Annotated in this window: 15 protein-coding genes and 1 pseudogene; 3 read left to right on the top strand and 13 right to left on the bottom strand. The window is 53.0% G+C overall.

Annotated elements, in window-relative coordinates:
• Positions 1 to 147 precede the first annotated feature (147 nt).
• The 5 genes from HFM78_RS13230 to HFM78_RS13210 form a co-directional block, all read right to left on the bottom strand.
• Positions 148 to 834, bottom strand: coding sequence for an ABC transporter ATP-binding protein (locus tag HFM78_RS13230; protein WP_287129919.1), 687 nt, complete (start codon positions 832 to 834; stop codon positions 148 to 150).
• A gap of 13 nt (positions 835 to 847) precedes the next feature.
• A complete protein-coding gene (locus tag HFM78_RS13225; RefSeq protein WP_287129918.1) occupies positions 848 to 2,053 on the bottom strand; it encodes an ABC transporter permease in 1,206 nt (401 codons plus the stop codon).
• Positions 2,054 to 2,055: 2 nt separating this feature from the next.
• The gene (locus HFM78_RS13220) at positions 2,056 to 3,330 is read right to left on the bottom strand and encodes an ABC transporter permease (protein WP_287129917.1); all 1,275 of its coding nucleotides are present in this window, start codon (positions 3,328 to 3,330) and stop codon (positions 2,056 to 2,058) included.
• Positions 3,317 to 4,624: an efflux RND transporter periplasmic adaptor subunit gene (locus tag HFM78_RS13215; RefSeq protein ID WP_287129916.1), complete on the bottom strand. Its 1,308-nt coding sequence runs from the start codon at positions 4,622 to 4,624 to the stop codon at positions 3,317 to 3,319. Before HFM78_RS13215 ends, HFM78_RS13220 begins: the two co-directional genes overlap by 14 nt.
• 148 nt (positions 4,625 to 4,772) lie before the next feature.
• Positions 4,773 to 5,633, bottom strand: coding sequence for an alpha/beta fold hydrolase (locus HFM78_RS13210; RefSeq protein WP_287129915.1), 861 nt, complete (start codon positions 5,631 to 5,633; stop codon positions 4,773 to 4,775).
• Between the two features lie 78 nt (positions 5,634 to 5,711).
• Between HFM78_RS13210 and HFM78_RS13205 the strand changes: the two genes are divergently transcribed.
• Genes HFM78_RS13205 through HFM78_RS13195 form a run of 3 tightly spaced genes read left to right on the top strand, consistent with a single transcriptional unit; the run spans position 5,712 to position 8,454 of the window.
• Complete coding sequence (locus HFM78_RS13205) at positions 5,712 to 6,599, top strand: hypothetical protein (RefSeq protein ID WP_287129914.1); 888 nt, start codon at positions 5,712 to 5,714, stop codon at positions 6,597 to 6,599.
• 20 nt (positions 6,600 to 6,619) lie between these two features.
• Positions 6,620 to 7,420, top strand: coding sequence for a Cof-type HAD-IIB family hydrolase (locus HFM78_RS13200; RefSeq protein WP_287129913.1), 801 nt, complete (start codon positions 6,620 to 6,622; stop codon positions 7,418 to 7,420).
• A complete protein-coding gene (locus tag HFM78_RS13195) occupies positions 7,420 to 8,454 on the top strand; it encodes a YheT family hydrolase (RefSeq protein WP_287129912.1) in 1,035 nt (344 codons plus the stop codon). The genes HFM78_RS13200 and HFM78_RS13195 overlap by 1 nt, the downstream gene beginning before the upstream one ends.
• A 61-nt stretch (positions 8,455 to 8,515) precedes the next feature.
• Here the strand turns inward: HFM78_RS13195 and HFM78_RS13190 are convergent.
• From HFM78_RS13190 to cas10, 8 genes and pseudogenes are all read right to left on the bottom strand, one after another.
• Positions 8,516 to 9,049, bottom strand: a pseudogene (locus tag HFM78_RS13190) (RtcB family protein); the annotation flags it as partial.
• Positions 9,050 to 9,103: 54 nt separating this feature from the next.
• Complete coding sequence (gene gmk, locus HFM78_RS13185; RefSeq protein WP_287129910.1) at positions 9,104 to 9,685, bottom strand: guanylate kinase; 582 nt, start codon at positions 9,683 to 9,685, stop codon at positions 9,104 to 9,106.
• Between the two features lie 15 nt (positions 9,686 to 9,700).
• Positions 9,701 to 11,260 carry a hypothetical protein gene (locus tag HFM78_RS13180; RefSeq protein ID WP_287129909.1) on the bottom strand — a complete coding sequence of 520 codons (1,560 nt, stop codon included), beginning with the start codon at positions 11,258 to 11,260 and terminating at the stop codon, positions 9,701 to 9,703.
• A gap of 30 nt (positions 11,261 to 11,290) precedes the next feature.
• Positions 11,291 to 13,258, bottom strand: coding sequence for an RAMP superfamily CRISPR-associated protein (locus HFM78_RS13175; RefSeq protein WP_287129908.1), 1,968 nt, complete (start codon positions 13,256 to 13,258; stop codon positions 11,291 to 11,293).
• A complete protein-coding gene (locus HFM78_RS13170; protein WP_287129907.1) occupies positions 13,255 to 13,650 on the bottom strand; it encodes a hypothetical protein in 396 nt (131 codons plus the stop codon). Before HFM78_RS13170 ends, HFM78_RS13175 begins: the two co-directional genes overlap by 4 nt.
• The gene (gene cmr4, locus HFM78_RS13165; protein WP_287129906.1) at positions 13,650 to 14,531 is read right to left on the bottom strand and encodes a type III-B CRISPR module RAMP protein Cmr4; all 882 of its coding nucleotides are present in this window, start codon (positions 14,529 to 14,531) and stop codon (positions 13,650 to 13,652) included. The genes HFM78_RS13170 and cmr4 overlap by 1 nt, the downstream gene beginning before the upstream one ends.
• Positions 14,528 to 15,658 (bottom strand): type III-B CRISPR module-associated Cmr3 family protein, encoded by a 1,131-nt coding sequence (locus tag HFM78_RS13160; protein ID WP_287129905.1) that lies wholly within the window; start codon positions 15,656 to 15,658, stop codon positions 14,528 to 14,530. Before HFM78_RS13160 ends, cmr4 begins: the two co-directional genes overlap by 4 nt.
• Entirely contained in the window at positions 15,655 to 18,585 is a 2,931-nt protein-coding gene (cas10, locus tag HFM78_RS13155) for a type III-B CRISPR-associated protein Cas10/Cmr2 (RefSeq protein WP_287129904.1), read from the bottom strand. Before cas10 ends, HFM78_RS13160 begins: the two co-directional genes overlap by 4 nt.
• Between the last annotated feature and the right edge of the window lie 343 nt (positions 18,586 to 18,928).

The following is an 18,928-nucleotide window of genomic DNA, read 5'->3' as shown; positions in this document are numbered from 1 at the left end:
TGGGGAGAGCATAGCCCCTACGACAGAGGCGCAATCCGATGTTGCAAGCGAACTCGTGGAACCAGGAATCCCCCGGCTTTAGCCGTGGGGAGTGTCAAAGCTTTGTGAATTGGAGCTAGAGATGGTTCCATCCGGTTGTATAGCGTATTAAACCAGCACCGCTTGTAGGTCAGTCTCTAGCATCCCGTCGCGGAGCCGCACAATCCGGTGTGCCCGGTCCCCGACTTCTTGGTCGTGGGTGATGACCACCAGGGTTAATCCCTCTTGGTTCAACTCCTCAAATAGGTTGAGAACTTCTTGGCCCGTGCGGGTATCCAAAGCCCCAGTGGGTTCGTCGGCGAGGAGGATGCTGGGTTGGTTGATGAGGGCGCGGGCGATGGCGACCCGTTGTTGTTGACCCCCGGAGAGTTGGCTCGGGAGGTTATGGAGGCGGTCCCCCAACCCGACCCGCTCTAGCATGGCGGTGGCCCGTTGTTTACGTTCCTTGCTGCCCAATCCGGCATAGAGCGCGGGGAGAGCGACGTTTTCGAGGGCATCGGCGCGGGGCAATAGATTGAACTGTTGGAAGATAAACCCAATCTGACGGTTACGGACTTGGGCCAGGAACTTGCGTTCCATGGTGGCAACGTTGTAGTTGTTGAGCCAGTAGGAGCCGCTTGTCGGCTGGTCCAGACAACCAATAATATTCATCAAGGTGGACTTACCGGAACCCGAGGGTCCCATGATGGCGACGTATTCCCCCTTATCAATCGTCAGGTCAATGCCCTTGAGGATGGGCACATCGGTCTGGTTGAGGCGGTAGATTTTGCGGATTTCTTCGAGCCGGATGACCATCGAACAAAACTCCTTAATCAGTACGTAGGGCAAGAATCGGGTCTAGACGAGCAGCGCGACGGGCCGGGAAAACGCCAAAGAATAGTCCCACTCCCCCCGAAACGCCCACCGCCAGCCAGATGGACCAAGTGGTAACTTCCGGTTTGAGCGGCGAAAAAGCACCGATGATTTGCGCTAACCCCAACCCTAGGGCCAGCCCAAAGATGCCGCCCAGAATCGAGATCAGCACCGCCTCAATGATGAACTGGGTCAAGATTACTTCCTCCGTCGCGCCGAGGGCCTTGCGTAGACCGATTTCGCGGGTGCGCTCAGTGACGGAGACCAGCATGATGTTCATGATGTTGATCCCGCCCACAACGAGGGAGATGGCCGCCGTGAACCCCAACAGTGCCGTCAAGACTAGGGCGATGCTGTTAAAAGTATCGAGGACTTGTTGAGAGGTGCCCACGAAGAAATCATCCTGACCCATGATCTGATGGCGTTGCCGCATCAAGTTAGTCACCTGGAATGTAACCTCTTCAACGGAGGCATCGGGCTTGGCTTCCATGAAAATCAAGCCCAATTTCAAACCAAAGGGGGTATTCCCGGCAATGTACCGCTCGTGAACAACCGTAATGGGCATCATCATCCCCCGCTCCACGTAGCCCAGATAGCCCTTGAAGGCAATTTGTTTGGTTACGCCGATCACGGTCATGGGTTGGCCTTGGACCAAGACTTCCTTGCCCACGGGTTCCTCCGCCCCAAAGAGTTCGCCGCTTAGCTCCTGACCCAGGACGACGACCCGCGCCCGTTCCTGCACTTCTTTTTCGGTGAAGAAACGGCCCTTGAGGACCGGGAAGTCTAACATTTCGACGAGGGCGGGTGTAATTCCATACATCCGTCCGCTGGCGTTCTTACTCTTCCAGACCGCCCGTCCATTCTCAGCAATAAAAGGCGCAATCTTACTTACGGAGGGAACTTGGGTTTCTAAGGCAGCGGCATCATAGGTCGTAAGCGGACGAAAACCCTTACGTTGCTCCCCATCGGAACCCAGGACGACCACATTGGTACCGAGGCTCTTGAATTGGTCCTTGACATAGCGTTGGGCACCGACTCCGATCGCCACCATCAAAATAACCGCCCCGATCCCGATAATCAGCCCCAACATGGTCAGGAGGGAACGTAGGCGGTTAGCCCACAACGCGGAAACCGAAACTTGAATACTCTCGAACCAAGGCATGGCTAATCACTCCGTAAAGCGGTAATCGGGTCGAGCCGCGCCGCCCGTTGTGCCGGGAAAACCCCAAAAAATAGCCCAATCCCCCCCGAAACACCTACCGCTAGCGCAATTGCCCAGGGCGTGACTTCCGGTTTGAGCGGTGAGACAGTCCCGATTGCCAGAGCCAACCCCGCACCGAGTAGAATACCGACCGTGCCCCCAACTACCGAGATCAGCACCGCCTCAAGGATGAACTGGGTCAGAATTACTTCCTCAGACGCGCCGAGAGCCTTGCGTAGACCAATCTCGCGGGTGCGCTCGGTGACGGAGACGAGCATGATGTTCATGATCCCAATCCCACTGACGACCAGAGAGATCGCTGCCGTCAGTCCCAGCACTAAGGAAACCCCGGCGGCGACATTATTAAAAATATCAATCTGGTCCTGGATATTACCCAAAATAAAGTCCTCTTGGTCTGTCACCTGGTGGCGTTGGCGCAATAGGTTCTTAGCCTCGAAGGTGACGGCGTTTACGGTACTGTCGGGTTTGGCCTGGAGCAGGACCCCGGCGACTTTTTTACCAAAAGGGGAATAGCTCTCGACTAGGCTCTCCATGGCGAGCGGCAGCGGCACCATCGCCCCCCGGTTCAGGTCTACCCAACTGCCGAAGAACCCCGCCTTAGTTACACCCACGACGGTCATGGGGCGGTTGTTGAGGATGACTAATTTCCCAATGGGGTCGTCGTAACCAAAGACTTTTTTGGCTAGGTCCTCGCCCAAAATTACCACCGTGGCCCGGTTCGCCATCTCCGTCGGAGTGAAAAAGCGGCCCTTGAGAAAACTGATATTCAGAATCTCAGTCAGGGACTCGGGTACACCCGCCAACTGGCCCTCCGAGACTTTATCCCCCCGCGTGATCCTAAACCCACCATAGGCAATTGGGGCGATATTGGCGATGGTCTGGACCTGCGTCCTGAGAGCTTCGACATCCTCTAAAGTGATCGGTTGACGGCCCTTGGTGCGCGGTCCATCTTCAAAGATGGCGACAACGTTGGTACCCAAGTCTTTGAATTGGTCACTGACAAACTTCTGGGCACCGACCCCTAGGGCGATGATTAAAATCACCGAACCGATGCCAATCACCAGACCCAGCATGGTCAACGAGGAGCGCAACCGATTCGCCCACAGGGTCCGCACGGCTAACAACAGGTTCTCCGCCCAAGTCGTACTCCAGGACATTCCCTTGCCCCAGGGCACCGGGGTCATGACGGGCGTAACCAGCACGTTACTGGAACGCATTACTTTTTCCTAGTAACTCTTCAAGGTTCACATCGGGAGGCAGTTTGGCAAAGACCTGTTCACCTTTTTTGAGGCCCTTGAGGATTTGGGTTTTGTCGCCTAGGCTTTGGCCCGTGGTCACTTCGCGGTAGGTGGGACCTTTTTTGAGGTCAGGGACCAGGATGCCCGTCTTGCCGTCTTTACTGATGATGGCGGTGGTAGGGACAACCAGGGCTTTGTTGAGCTTCCCGGCGATGAAGTTGACGCTGACGTTTAAGCGGGATTTGAGCGTCCGGGCAGCGAAGTCATCGAGTTGGACGCGGACTTGGAACTGGGTGATCCCGTTCTCCTCCACGGCTTCCGGGGCAACTAGGCGCACGGTGCCCTTAAATTCTTGACCGGGGAACGCTGAGGATGTAATTCGCACGAGCTGGCCCACTTTGATGCGGGGGATGTCCGATTCCGCCACGGTTGCCAGGACCTCTAGGCGGTCAATCAGGAGCAAGATTGAACTGGAGTTGGCAGAAGCTCCTTGCGTGTTGGTGGTCGGAGAGACGTAACTGCCCAACTCGGCGTACCGTTGGGAGACAATTCCGGTGAAGGGGGCGCGGATCGTCAGGTCATCGAACCGGGTCTGGGCATCGCCCAAGTTCGCCAAAGCCCGGTCGTAGCTCGCCTTGGCCCCCAACACATCCTCAAAACGGTTGCCACTCTGGTAGAGTCCAACTTGGGCTTGTTTGCTGGTCACATCCGCCCGTGCCCGCTCCAGTTCTAGTTTGCGGGAGTTGAGTTCTTCATCCGTCAGCCCTGCATCCTTGTAGAGCCCATCGAAACGCTGAAAGTTATCTTGAGCGATCTGCAACCGGGCTTGGGCCGCGCCGAGGTCAGCCTGGACTTGGGCGACTTCCTGGGAGCGGAAACCATTTTGGGCCTTGAGGTATTGGGCGCGGGCACTGGCAGCGGCGGCCTTGGCCTCAGCGACGGTATTCACCACCCGTTCCGTGTCCATCCGGGCGAGGATTTGGCCTTGCTTGACCGCCTGTCCTTGCTCGACAAACAATTCTGCTAGGAGTCCGCCTTCTTTGGGGCCGACATTGGAGCGACGGTTGGGGAAAACTTGCCCCGCCGAGGTGATCCGAATGTCCGTATCCACCTGCTCAACAACCGTTAAGAAGCGTTCAAACTTTGCCGCTGGGTCAGGCCGGGGCGCGGTCACAAAGTAGATCCCTGCCGCGAGTCCCGCCACCACCAGCCCCCCGAGGAGCCAACGCCAGCCGGTAGGAATTTTAGCAACACTATTCATGGCAACGTTCATGTGATAAGGGTTCCCCAGCGATGCGATTCTAGCCTAGAGGTAAGCGGGGACCGACTGTCTCCTATAGATGTATGGAGATTGTGAGAAATTCTTAGTCCCTATTTCTAGTATGGGGTTACTTATGTGTTGCCGATGACTGAGGCCAATACTAGACCCCCAGACTCGTAGTCCAGCGTAATAACTCCTGGTTTACTAGTTCGGGACACTCATCGTGGGGACAGTGGCCCGCTTGGAGTGAGACCAAGGTGGCTTGGGGGTAGAGGGATTGGATACGAGTGGCCCGCCCAGCCGTCATCCAGGGGTCCAAGTCCCCCCACAACAGCAAGAGCGGCACTTGTAACACCGCTAGCAACTCCGTCAGCGTCCGGCCTTGGGGCGTACTGAAGACCCGGGCGAAGACTCGGGGCGCACCAGGGTCACAGGAAGGCTGGTAAATGTCCTCTACCAGTTCGTCGTTGACGTTGCGCGGGTCTTTGTAAACCTGTAGCAGCGTCCGGCGGATGCGTGAACGGGAGCGGCTGTACTCAAAGAGCAAGTCCGAAGCCCAGCGTTGTTGTAATAGCCCATTCACTAACCCACTCACCCAGCCCTGCAAACCATAGGGACTCACGGATTTCTCAAAAGGCCCCGCGCCGTTGAGGAGGACCAAACCGCGCACGAGTTCGGGGTGGTCCGCCGCCAGACACAAGGCCGCATAACCCCCCAGGGAGTTCCCCGCGACTACGGCTGGTTCCTGGATCATCTCCTGACAAAAATCCCGCAACTGGTCGCGCCAGAGGTCGCCATCATAGGCCAAGTCCGGTTTCTCCGAACGCCCAAATCCCAATAGGTCAATCGCCCAAACCCGGTGCTGCTCTGCCAAAGCCGGGATATTATACCGCCAGTGGTCAGCAGAGGCCCCGAATCCGTGGACGAGCAGAATCGGTGTGCCCTGGGTCCCGGCTTGACGATAACGGACGCGGTACCCGCGCCATTGCCAGTAGGTGAATTGCTTGGTTGCGACCGTCACGGTTATGCTCAACGTATATTAACGATTGTAAAGCGAGAACCTATTTTCTGGTCTAGGCGAACCGCTACAATCATCCCCATGGAAGCCTTGCAAGCCCGGATTGTCACCACGGTCGAATTGTTACAGCGGCGGGGGTACGCCGTTTCGGTCCCCCAATTAGCCCAGTGGTTAGTGGGGGGTGTGGCTGAGACCCAACAGGTCCAACAGGCCCTCGGCAGCATTGAGAATTTATGTTTGAGTGGCGGCCTCGTCCACGCCTGTGACCTGCCCCAGAGTTTCGTCGAACGCTCTCAGCAGCGGCAACAGCAGCATCCCCAGCACTGCCACCGTTACTGGAATGCCGTCCTCACCTATGCCGCGAGCCTAGCCCACCACTGTCCCCAGGTACGCTGTGTTGCCCTAGCGGGTTCCATGAGCAGCGGTGGTTTCGTGGAATCCGACGATGTGGATTTTAATTTGTTCGTCGCCGATGGTAGCCGCTACACCACCTATCTCATGGCGAATATCCTGGCCCTCGGGTTCGCTCTGGCCCACCGCCACCGCCCCACCGATGCCCATACCCAGCGGTTATTTTTACCCAAACTGATGAGCATCAACGTTATTTGGTGCGACAGTGATACCCAGCCCTTCGTGCGTCAAGATGGACCCCTGGCTCTGGAGTTGCTGTTGAGCCGTCCCCTCCTGGGCCATGCCTACTACCAGCGCGTCCTCGGGAATAACCCTTGGTTGGCGCAATACTTCCCCCAACTCCTGCCTGCACTCCCGGAGACCGCGCTCCAACCGACTCCCCGTCCGGCTCCCCCTTGGCTAGAGCAGGGTAGTCGTCAGTTGACCTACTGGGGCTGGCGTTGGGTGATGTGGACCCGCCGTCACAACCCCGAGGCCCTGGCCCGGGTCGCCTTTGTCCGCCGTTGTCAGCATCCCTACGCGCTGTTTGAGGACTTGGCGAATACTGATACCCTGTAGTGAGGCATTGGCGAGCATGCATGGGAATTAAGTTAGTTGCCCTCGACTTGGATGGAACAGTCCTTGGTGAGGCCCCGGTGATTACAGTAGCGGTGGTCCAAGCGATTGCCGCCGTCCAAGCCCGGGGAATCCCGGTGGTGATTGTCACCGGACGGATGCATCGCTCAGCCCTGCCCTACCACCAGCAGATCCAGTCGCCCCTCCCCTTGATTAGCTACCAGGGTGCCTTAATCAAAGATCCCCAGGATGGACGGGTCGTCCGCCATCTCAAAGTGCCCCGCTCCTTAGCTCTGGATATCTTGAGCTACCTGCAAGCCCACCAGATGACTGTCCACCTCTATCTCAATGACAACCTCTATATCCAAGGCCCCCCACAACCCTGGAACCTGTCCTATGCCGAGCGCACGGGCGTGCCCCTGACCGTCGTCCCTGACTTGGCCCGGCGCATCACCGAGGACCCCACCAAACTGTTAGCTTTCTGGGACCAGGACACGACAGAACTCTGGGCCGAGTTACAGCAAAAATATGCACCCAGCGAGTTGTACTTGACCCGTTCCACCAATCAATTTATCGAGGCCACCCACCCCCAGGCCAACAAAGGCGCGGCGGTGGCCTATCTCGTCGAGACGCTGGGACTGGTTCCAGACCAAGTGCTTGCCATCGGCGATTACTTTAACGACCTAGAGATGATTCGTTTTGCTGGGGTGGGGATTGCCATGGCAACCGCGCCGCGCCTAGTCCAAGCTGAGGCCGATTGGGTCGCGCCCCCAGTCACTGAGGATGGGGTCGCCGTCGCCCTGCACAAATTCATTTTGGATTGATGTTTACCCTCCCCTACACCCCGCCTTGGCATCTGCGAGACGGTCTCGTCCAGACCTTCTTAGTGAGTTCTTTTTATGGGGATAGTTTCATCAAAACCCAGGACCAGACCCCCTGGCTGGCCCCCTACCCAGCGGTCCCCTGGCAGGAACACTGCTTCTCTGGGGCCGATGGGGTCCCGATTTGGGGGTTGTGGCGTTGTCCAATGGGAGCACGGGGGACCCTTATCATCACCTATGGCATCACGGGGCGAGTCGAGAGTGCTTGGTACGCCCAACTGTTGGCCCGCAAAGCGTACCAGCGGGGTTGGGCCGTGGTCCTCTACGATTGGCGTGCCCACGGACGCACCGCGCTGTATTCGCCGGTGCCCTCGGCTGATGGCTGGCGCGAAGGCGAGGACCAAGTACGGATGGCAGAACAATTGGTCGCCCTGGGTTGCCCTGATTGGGTGGCTCTCGCCGGGTTCTCCCTGGGGGGTCAGCTAGCCCTGTGGGGTCTGAAGGCGACCCATGACCTAGATTCGCCCTTAATTCGCTGCGCGGCAGTCCTCGCCCCTAACCTGGAATCCAACCGTTCCCTGGACTACCTCCAGACCCAGTGGTCCGGGCGGATGATTGAGTATGTGCTGGTCCAAGAACTCAAACGCGAAGCCCAGTTGCGACTTGAGCGTTACCCGGCGGCGGTCAAACCCGGGGCTGTGGAGCGCATTAACTCGATTCGGGCTTTTGACCAAGAGATGGTGATTGATTACTACGGCTTCCCCAGTACCGAGGATTATTACCAAAAGACCAGTGCACTCTATTTACTCGACACGCTCCAACGGCCCTATCTCATCATCTACGCCGCCGATGACCCAATGTTCACTCCCACGCTCATCCCTGACCTCGCCGAACGCACTGCCCGCAACCCCCACGCCCACCTCTTGCTGACGCCTCAGGGCGGTCACGTCGGTCACATCAATACGCCCAATCCCCAGGAAGATGAGTTCTGGGGCCTCAACCGGATGCTGGAGTATTGCGAAGCCATGCAGGGTTAGGGCCGTGAGGACAAAACAAGTCGTTAGTCCTGCCCGGTAAAAGTCTAGGAACCTACCTAAACCACACTTGGTTCTCTGTGTCGAGACAAACTTCTAGGGAGTGATTGCCCCCGCTTAAGGAACCTAGCTGTTTGATGGCTTTGCCTACTTCGCGTTGGACACCGGGGTGGAGTTGCGGGAAGTCTGACCAACGGGGCCAGTTGGAGACGACTTTCTCCACGTCCTTATTTTCACTAAAGTCCGTGGGAATCGCTGACTCAACCGCCGACCGAATTTGTTTGAGTTTGCCGTCTAGTTGGTGGGCCAGGTTGGGGGTTGGGAGGGCATTCATCCCGCAACCGATGTCTACCCCGACCGCCGCCGGGATAATCGCCTCACGGGTGGCAATGACTGAACCGACTAAGGCTCCTTTCCCCAAGTGGACATCGGGCATCAAGGCGACGTGTTGGAAAATAAATGGCAGGGCCGCCACGTTGCGGGCCATCTGCGCTTCTTGAGGCCCCAGGTCATGACTGGCCCAGGAGAAGACGGGCTGTTGACTACCCAGTTCTAAGGTGGTGTGGGGCCTGGGTCGGTCCTGACGGCAAACCTTAATTGTACTGCAAGATACTACAGGGGCAAGGAGCTTACAGGGAAGGGGTTATAGAAACTAGGCCGGGTACAGAATGGCTTCTAATTGTGCTACAGCCTCGGCTAATTGGTCATTGACGATCCGGTGACTGAATTCTGGGGCGTGGGTAATCTCTTGGGCGGCTTTGGTCAGGCGGCGGGTAATGACCTCGGGGGATTCGGTGCGGCGTTGCTTGAGACGGGCGGCGAGGGTACTGAGGGAGGGGGGCAAGATAAAGATCGTGATGGCTTGGGGGAAGGTCTTCAACACCTGTCGCGCACCCTCAACTTCAATCTCCAGTAACACATCAGCCCCGGTTGCCAGTCGCTCCAAGACGGCTTGACGGGGGGTGCCGTAATAATTACTCAAATACTCGGCCCATTCTAGGAGTTGTCCTTGGGCAATCAATTCCTCGAACTTGGTCCGGGTGATGAAATAGTAGTGGACGCCCTCGACTTCATTGGGGCGCGGGGCGCGGGTGGTGGCTGAGACCGAGAGGAAGAGGGCCGGACGATTGCGGAGCAGACGGCTTACCAAGGTTCCCTTACCGACCCCGCTTGGTCCAGTCAAGACAATTAAACGACCTGAGTTTGCCATGGGTCCGGTGGTTGCGACAATCATCCTATCAGGAACAAGTTATGCTAAGCCATCGGTCATGAGTTTTTGGATAACCCATTCATGAGCTTCAGCATAAAGATAGTAGCGGTTTTTATCCACAAAATCTGTTAAGTAATGGGGCTTCTGTAATAACCAGCCATTTTCTACTTGCAGTAGTTTGGTCATGACCGTAGTAATTTCATGGGATTGACAGGTAGCTTCGCGATATTGCTTTTGTTCCTCAAACTTAAGGCGCATCCCTTCTTTAACAACTCCTCGGGCATCGTGAACGAGTTCATTGCGGATCGTAACCCAGAAATTTAGTTGGTCCAGATATTTAGCTATCACTTCCCAATGCGGTCTTAACCCCCCTTGGATATATTGTTCAATCATGGCTCGTTTCTGGAAACGGTCTCCCGTTAAGACCGGACCTCGACTATTGTTTCGTACCCTGACTTGATAGAGAACCAAATCATAGAAGGTGGAGAGACGATACAGAAAATTCGCAACACGGTTTAACTTCCAGTACAGCAAACATTGAGTATAAACATTCAGCAACTTGTCATATTCGATAATTTGGTTGAGGAACTTTGTCGAAACTTCTCTTGGTCGCTTACTTGTATTTTTTTGAATTTCAAGCATACGGTCCTGATTAAGCTCTAGACAATCGCAGGCTAGTTCTAAAACTTGAACCGCAGAAGCAACAATGTTACTATTCCTGAAAAGCTCGGGGTCATCAATATTTTTGTTGAGGAATCGCTGGGTCCGCTGCCAGTCCTCCAAAACAATTAAAGCTCCCCCGAAATCCCAACGCTCAAGGAGGAGATTAACATTCTGATAACGCTGGGTCCTTGTGTATTTCCAAAAAGAAGTGATTTTGGTTCCTGAGGGCTCACCGCGCAGAAATTTACTTACTTTTAATTCGGGATCAATAAAAAGTAACTTTGAAAATCCTGTTGCGATGGCTTGCATCTTCAAAGCAGTTTGCATCTGATTCGTCCCGCCCTTGATACTAACAAGAATTTCCTCACTCAAAGGGATGTCCGTAAAGATTTTGTAGTAGTAATTAAAAAGTTCATCTTGATGGATAGCTTTAAAGGTGATTGCTTTTTCGATAAACTCAATAGCTACTTCTTCACGATTAAACCAAAGTTTGAGCAGTTCAAATAGGTGTACAGTATCTGAAAGACGACCTGTAACCTCTTCCTCTGGCTGATTGGTGACAATGAAATAAACCTTAGTGACGGCGAAATTTTGGACTGCATCTTGGATGACACCCCACACTCGACAGGGGCGAATACGAGAATGCCAATGGTCGGGGTCTTGCTGATAGCGCGTTAACAGTTCCTGGGTAAGGTCACGAAAAGAGTAAGTATCCCTATTATTTTTGCTCTCAATCTTAATTCCCAGTTCAGGACAAATATAGGTTGCAATGTAACTAGTTGTCCCATCTTTTCGCCAAATAAATATTTCCTCATCTGTCAAGTCTTCAGTATCATTCGGTTCATTCCGGTTGAACATTACCGGAAAAAAGAATTCCTCACCCTGGACTTTCACCGAGATATCAGAAGTGCCTAAATTGATAATCAAGTTTGCCATTCTATCGCTTCTGTTTGGTAGGTGAGGTGATCAAAGATTAGGAAAAGGCCAGACTTTAATAGCACCATTACTCTTAAGAGCATCGGTAAAGACTTTACGATCCTCGTAGTCTGCTCCAAAAATAGTGACTACTTGGTAAGGATCATTAGCTCTTGGGAAGATTGACTTAATCCAAACATAAGACGGAGTTTCTAAAGCTCCTCCCACCTTTGGATTTCCAAAAACATTTCCTTGTCTATCCTTAGTTTGACCTTTATATTGCTCGCTACTATACAGAAATGTCAGCGCGGTACCGCGAACATTATTTTTGTTTCCTTGCGTTGCCCAGTTCACTGCTTCTGGGATAATTTGGTCTGTTGATTGAAGGAGTAGGATTTGTGTGTTTTGGTCTAAAACATCCTGCCTTCTTTTTCCGGGTTGCCCAGGGGAGACGGTGTATCTATTTGCAGATTGCTTCTTGGCTAAGAAACAGTCAGTGACGGTTTTTAATAGCTGTCGCCACTTTAAAGATTCATACTCCAAGCAACAATCCTCATCCACCACCCAGTGAGTTCCTCGCATTCTTCCATTTAATTTGTGCAATGGACGGCGTGACCCACGACCAACACCACCTAAATGGGAGGCAAGGGTTAGTAAACTGGAAACCAAGTCTAAGCATTCTTGCTCAGTTGATTCTAAGCAGATTGTTCCTGTGTAATGATATGGCTCATTGACTGTAGTCGAATTGAAATCTACGTTAATGGCTATTTTGCCCTGCTTGCCAAGAACACCAAATAACTCATCTTCAAAAGATTTGCAAACATCAGGCGTATAAAGACTCAGCGCAACTGCTCTAAACCAATAGCGTAAAATTCCTCGAACTGATGTCGGTCGGAACTCCGCTTTTCCTCGATAATTATTTTCTCCGCTAGGCGGCTCTACCCCATACATTCCCTGTGTCCACAGTGAAAATTTATGTTCACAGGAGTAGCGGAGACTAGGCTTTAGGCTGGCCTTCCCGTAACCTGCACTTATCCGTGAGCCTAGTCCTTCTTCTTCAAGAGCTTGTTTTAGCCAAAGCTTAACGATCTTGATGTCTTCAGTATTTTTCCCGCGACTTGTCAGGACAAGGCCAATTAGTAGCTCAGGTCGTTCCATGGTTAAGAGCGGATGAGGTTCTGGTTTATAGTTGACGGCATCTTTAGACCAATGCCATTGAGGATTCGCGACATCTACACTTAAACAAGGTGCGGTAGGAAAAGCATCTAGGATTTGGACCGTCCCTAAACCCTGGTCTAATCTCCCCAACAAGCGGTCAGCTTCAAGCTCATGGTGATGTTTTCGTGCCCAAGCCCTGACTATACCTTTAAGACTGCTTGCAGGAATATAAGGTATGCCGTAGACAGTGTGTAAAGCAGGTAATAACAGTTCTCTGAATCCCCGCGTTCCGCCTACCCGCATCCGCCAAGGAAACTTTATGGTTAGTAAGTAGTCTGGGTTGCCAGCTAGCAAACGAGTTTTTTCAGTAAGCCTTTCGTATAGTTTTGCACATTTTTTCTCGGCATCAGCAGCACGTTTTAACACAGGTTGAGATAAGTCCTTACCATTCTTGTCTTGTCCAAAACAGGCAAAGTTCAACTCTTGCAGAGGAGATTTTACAATCATTTCAGTAATTCTTTTCTGTGGAATTGAGGCTGGCGGTAGCTCTTGCGGTGGTTCTGTACCAAGAACACCACAGATAATTTTTCCTCTGTTTAGATTACTAGGAAGAAGATTAATGATTTTCTGACTTTGACTTTTAGCAAGACCACTTATTTTTTCATCGGGGAAGAAAATGGTGATACTCATACGATCAATTTCCACCAACTGGCTATCTTTTAGCAAGTCACTGTAGATCTTTGGGGGCTGAGGCTTCCTTTTACCTAGTTCACCTAAAAATTCCTGCCACTCCTGCTGAGGCGTTTTTACAGTTTCTTTGCGGTTGCGGTCATCACTTCTTCCCCCACGGCTATAGCTCATTCTTCCTCCGGTTCACCAAGAATTGATGGGGTCCAAAATGACCATTCTTTTGCAAGTTCAATGGCAAGGCGATTGAGAGCAGTGTACTCCCGAAGATGCATTTTAATTAACGTCCCTGGATTCTCTACATCAAAATCTTGCTTGCTAAAGGCTTTTAGCTTACTTAAAAAGGTTATGTAAACAGTTCCTTTGTACTTTGTATCGCTCGATTTTCCTGCCAAGAAGTTTTTGGCATCACCACTTAAACGATGTAAACCCCAAGTTGAAATGTAAGCAGGTAAGCCTCTGACTAAGCCACTCGCCTTCTTGTAATATTCTTCTTTGATATCCTTGCGAACACCAGTAAGACCTTCGTAGGCTTCTTTGCTGAAGCTGCGAGCATCAAGTTTCATCACGGCGTGACCTCATTCATTTTACTAGGAACTGTGTTCATCGCCGCCCAACCCTGTCCCAAGCCCTCTAATCCACCAAATTGAAGTCGCTCGCCCAGAATTTTTAAAGTCTCTGCCCGGACCTGTGCGGTTTCTGCTTCTTTTTTAGACAATTTCATTCCCCAAGGGAAGAATAGCACAGCTTCAGGTGGTATGGCTTCTTCAGAACGAAAAGAACCACCTTGTACAAGTTTGGCATCCGTTTGAAGCGCAACTCTTACCTCTCGCTGTAACCCAATCTCTACCAGAGCGGCACAATCTTCATCATTGAGGATAACCAGCTTATTGAGCAGTGGGGTCAGGAGGTCATTCTTGACTGTATCTGGCAAGGATTCACCCAGAGTTTTAGTGCCTACTTTATCCATATCATCTTGCTTAAGTAAGGCAGTCTGAAGATAAAGTTCTTTTGTTTCAAACGTTGAGAATGCTACTTTACCACCGCTCTCTTGAGGTTTGTTTAAAGTTTCATACCAAGTTGCGATATTCTCGCTTAAGGGAGAATTAGGCAGCCAGCGATTCCAGCGACTCAACCAAAGTGGGCAGGTGATCCAGATAAGATGGTGGCTTAAAGAAGCAATGGGGAAGAACAGTAACGTAGCATCCGCAAACCATACTTCCCCTTCAGTAGGCTGTTGTCCCTCTTTGATCTTATGTCCAAAGAAAATACTGGCTCCTTCTACTGCTTCTAACTGAGAGCGGATTTTGCCTCGGAGTGAGGAGGAGGGTAGGTACGGAAAGCCAGTATGGACTTCACGGGCAATACCCAGTAGGTTTCCTGCTTGGGAACTACCCCCCGTGTGTAGAGGGGTAAGTAGGTGTAAGTAAGTCAGGTAATCAGTCATGGTCTTTTGCTCCAGAGCAGTTTGCCGTAGTTGAGGGCGTGTAGGGTAGCGAGCCAGGGGGTGTCTCTTGTTGGTAGGAGCGGACCATTAAAGGGAGGTGGGTCCTTGAAGAGATAGATAGTACCGGGTGGGACGTAGGCGCGTTGGGGTGAGAGGGCGAATTCTGGAGCGGAGGTTTTGTCGGAGCCAACTTTGCGGCGGATGGTCGAAACTCCTCCCCATAAGAGTGCCCGTTCACTGACACAACCCGCTAAGTTCTTTTGCCAAAGCTGCGGAGTAACACCGTAAACACTGGGTCGGGCTTCGGCAAGACCGGGGGTGAGGAGGTAGGCCCGGTTGTGTCCTGGTTGTTGTTCAAAGGTCGTTAAGGTTTTGCTGGCTTGGACGAGAGCGGGGGGAGCGGGATAAACCAAGGCCCGGTGTCCTTCACCGCCGAGACGGACCGTGGTTTTTGGCATGAGTGCATCAAGGGCACAGACCATACGCCAGCCCGGTTTCAGCCGTACGGCAACCTCGGTGAAATAACCTGCTTCTTCGGCAACTTGCCGTTGGTCGGGCTGGATCAGGATGTGGGGGAGGACTTGGCTGGCCCAGGGGTCAATACAAAAGTCGTCAGGATTCTTGGGTAGCTCGCCTTTGAGGTATTGCGTTAGGGCACTGAGGCGTATCCAAGGCGCGGGCCGTCCGCAGATGTGTTGGTTCTTATCAAGCGGTGGTGGCACCATGACGGGGAGATTGTCGGCAAAGACGTACTTGTGGTTGGTAATCGGTTCTAGGCAACAGGTGGCGGTCCAGTCTTGACGCTGAGTCTCAAAATTATCTTCTGGGTCTTCTTGCGCTTGTCCATTAGTTGGCGAGGACTTGGTTTCTTTGATGGCGAGGAGGTCTTTGGGTGTGGGGAGCCAGAGGTCATCCTGGCTATCTAAAAGGAAGGGACCGAGGAATTCGAGGCGGCGGGTCGGGGTTTTGTCTTGGTCGAGGAGGGAGCGCAGGGCTTGGAAGACGGTAATCGGCAGGGGCGGGAAGAGTCCCTTGGCCCAAGAACCGCTGCCTGGGCTGAAGGGTTTGGCCTCACGGAAGAGTAGGACATCTAGGGGTTCGACTACATACCAATGCAGCGCGGTCATAGTGACTCCTCTGAGGAAGGAGCTTTGGCCCATCGTCCTTTATCGAGCCAGAAGGCACTGAAGCGCAGGAGTTTGGCGAGGTCGTCGGGCTGCACACCACGGGGTAGCTCGGGTTTCTTGTCTTTGGGTTCACCTGCAAGGGTCCAGGCTTCTAGTTTTTGCCAATAGGTCCCCCAGGCCCAGGTCTCCCACGCATCTAACCAACTTAGAAGTGCTGTTTGTAAGTCATCGTTTAATTTTTGGTCGCGGCGGTTGAGGATGACTAGGGCGGCTCTGTTGAATAGTTTGAGGTCACTCGTGACGACGCAACGTCGGGGGAGTTCTTCCGCGAGCCGGTGGAGCAGGGGGGCGCAGTCGGCCTTACTTGCTAATTGGATGAAAGCCCACCAGGGTTCGAGGAGATGACCTTTCATCAGGGCTTCGAGAGTGTTGCCAGAACTGTAGATGACCCGGAAGCAGAGGCCGTCTTTGGGGGGAATGTAATTGGGCTCGGTGTTTTTACCAACACCTGTCAATTTTTTGGCGCGTTCTTTTTCGGCTGCCCAGAGGTTTTCGAGGACGGTGGGGAGGGGGATGCTTTTGTGGGCCACGATGATGCCTAGACTCATAGTGGCTCCTTCGCCCATGGTGAAGAGGGGGCGGTCAGGGAGACTAGCTAGTTTTTGTTTGGGATACCAGTAACCGCCTTTAGCGTCGAATTCAGCGTCGGGATCTTTGGCTCCACTCCAGGCGGCGCGGAGGGAACGGAGATATTCAGGTAAATCTTCGAGGGGCAGGATTGCCATGACATCGTCGCCGCCGGAGTAGACGACGCGACCGCAAAAGCGTTCTTGGGTCAGGTAGGGGACTAAGCGGTTGGAGAAGTCCAGTAGGGCGCGATTGAGTCCGACGTGGGTAGCAGGTCCCATGCGTTTGTTGGTGTTTTCGAGGAGGTCGGTCCAGGCTCCGCCCCGCTTGGCTAACTCTTGACGGGTTTCGGTGGCGAGGTAGTGTTGATAGGTTTTGAGGCGGCTGCCGTTGACGTATTTACCCATGTTGTCGCCATCGCCCAGCAGGATGACCCACCAATCGCCGGGACTGCCGTTAGTGATACCAGTTTCTTGGTGGGCTTGGTTGACTAATTTACGGAGGGTAGTAGATTCTTCAATCCCGAGGTCATCAGCTAGCCATTTGCTAGAGAACATCACGCCGTTATAGCCTTCACCGAAATCTTTAATTTTTAATTTAAGCTCTTGGTCAGTTTTTGGAATTTGAAAGGGTTTACGGGTTGTGTGCTTAAAATCTTGCACAGAAAGTTGAGGCTCATTCTCAATCAGTCCTTTTAGCTTTTCCCAATAGGCTTTGACTTGTTGGGGATGGGTATAGGCAAAACGGGCGGCGGCGATGGATGAGAGGTTGGGGAAGCGAATGAAGTCTTCATAGTTGATGCGGCCTGAACTTAGTTGACTCGGCATCCCTAAAGCTTCTCCTATGCCACCATGGACCCAGGCCATACGTTTAGTGAGTTCGATGCAGTTGAGTTTCTCGGAGCCGTTGAAGAGTCCGGGAAAGACTTCAGACATGACGCGCCAAAATAACCGCTGGGAGCTAGCGGGGAGTCCGCCACCTTCGCGGAAGGTGTCGCTGTAGAGTAAGCGGGGATGGGCCGCGCTGTATTGACCGGAGACGGTGGAGCGTTCGCCCGGAGCGACGGGGAGTGCCCAGGTACGAGTATTTTTAACCGCTTGGATGAGTTGACCCAGGCGGCTTTGCAGACTGCCCCACCAAGTGCCGATGTTGAGGTAGCGATAAGCGGCTTGTTCGGCGGCGGTGGGGAGGTCGGTTCGGGCATGGGCGAGGTTCTTTTGAGCATTGATCCAGTCTTGGTCGTAGCCTTGACTTTTTTTGGATATGTCTAGGGTTTGGTCGGGGTCGCCGAGGGGTACAGCGGTCCAATAGCTTTCCCAGGTCCCCGCGAGTTGTGCGTCCCAAAGTCTGTTCCATTCCCACTGACCACCATCGCCTTTACCCCAGCCCAGGAGTTCTAGCTTTGCGGGATTGTCTGGAGTATTGTCGCCAAAGTCAGCGGCGATCTGTTGCCAAATAGCTTCGCCCCTATTTTGGATGGCGGTATGGACTTCTTTTTTGATGGCGGCGCGGACTTTGTAACCGATGGTGGTCCATTCGCTAAGGAGTTGCTCGGTTAGCTTTTTGCCTAAAGCTTCGGCTCCTGCTTTGTCGGCGACGAGGACGGTGATGACATTAGGGAAACCAGCAATTCTGAGAGAGGTGGCTGCTTCAGTAGACTGACTAGCAAAGTGTTTACCAAGCTCTAGATAATTCTCGGTGCGGATGAAGGCATCTATAATCTCTTGTCCCCATAAGGCGGGGGTGATGACGGCATCGGGACCATATTCTTTGGCGAGGTACCAGCAGAGGCGGGCACTCAGGTAATGCAGGAGGTAGGAACCAGCCCAGAAGTCTAGGAACTTGCGGGAGGATTTGACAAATTCTTGGACGGGGGAAAAGGTGAAGATTAATAGGTAGGGATGGGCATGGTCGCCGGAGGTCCAAGTTTCAGGAAATAAGGCTCCGGTTAGGGCGGAGACGGTGCTGTTGTGGCTATGAATGGGGCAGTCGGGGATACGGGTCTCGGCGGGGAGGAGCAGGGCTTGGGGGTTGCCTATTTTATCAGTGATGACTTCAGGTAAAAAACGCCAACACCACCAGAAAGCCGCTTCTGCACTGGTTTTTCGTGGGTCAAAGGCTCCTGGTGGCAGGTCTTTAATAGCTTTCTCTTCTAATTCTTTTAGTTGCTCGTCAGTATAAACACCCGCAAACTCAAGGTTATGCTCCTGACCACTGATGGGGTGGCGGACTTCTAGGGTTGTTTTTCCAGCTTCTTGTTTGCGGTTGAGATAAAGATCTTTATCGTTAGAGAGGGTCATACGGTCGGAGGTGGCACCAATATGGTCAGCCTGTACACCTTTACCATGCTTTATGTCCCACCAAGTTTCAATGTCAGAATCAGATTTTAGGCAATCAAAAGATTCCCAGGGGCCTTTACCATTTTTGTTTTTATACAAACCTTTTAGCTGTGGGTCGTGCAGCAGGGCAAAGAGTTTACGGCGGTAGTAATTTTCGGTGGACAACGGAGAGTATCCTTTATGATTTTTGGAATGATGCTGGTCAGTTTAGAGTGTGGCGGGGACTTTGGGTTGGCGGGTAGGGCGTTTGCGTTCGCTTTTGCGGGTAAGCTGACACGCATCTAACTTGCATTTATAGAATTAC

Source organism: Candidatus Cyanaurora vandensis, from assembly GCF_013285555.1.
In the GTDB taxonomy this organism is placed as follows: Bacteria; Cyanobacteriota; Cyanobacteriia; order Gloeobacterales; family Anthocerotibacteraceae; genus Cyanaurora; species Cyanaurora vandensis.
Note: the sequence above shows the minus strand (reverse complement) of the source record. Positions and strands in the feature narration are given on the sequence as shown.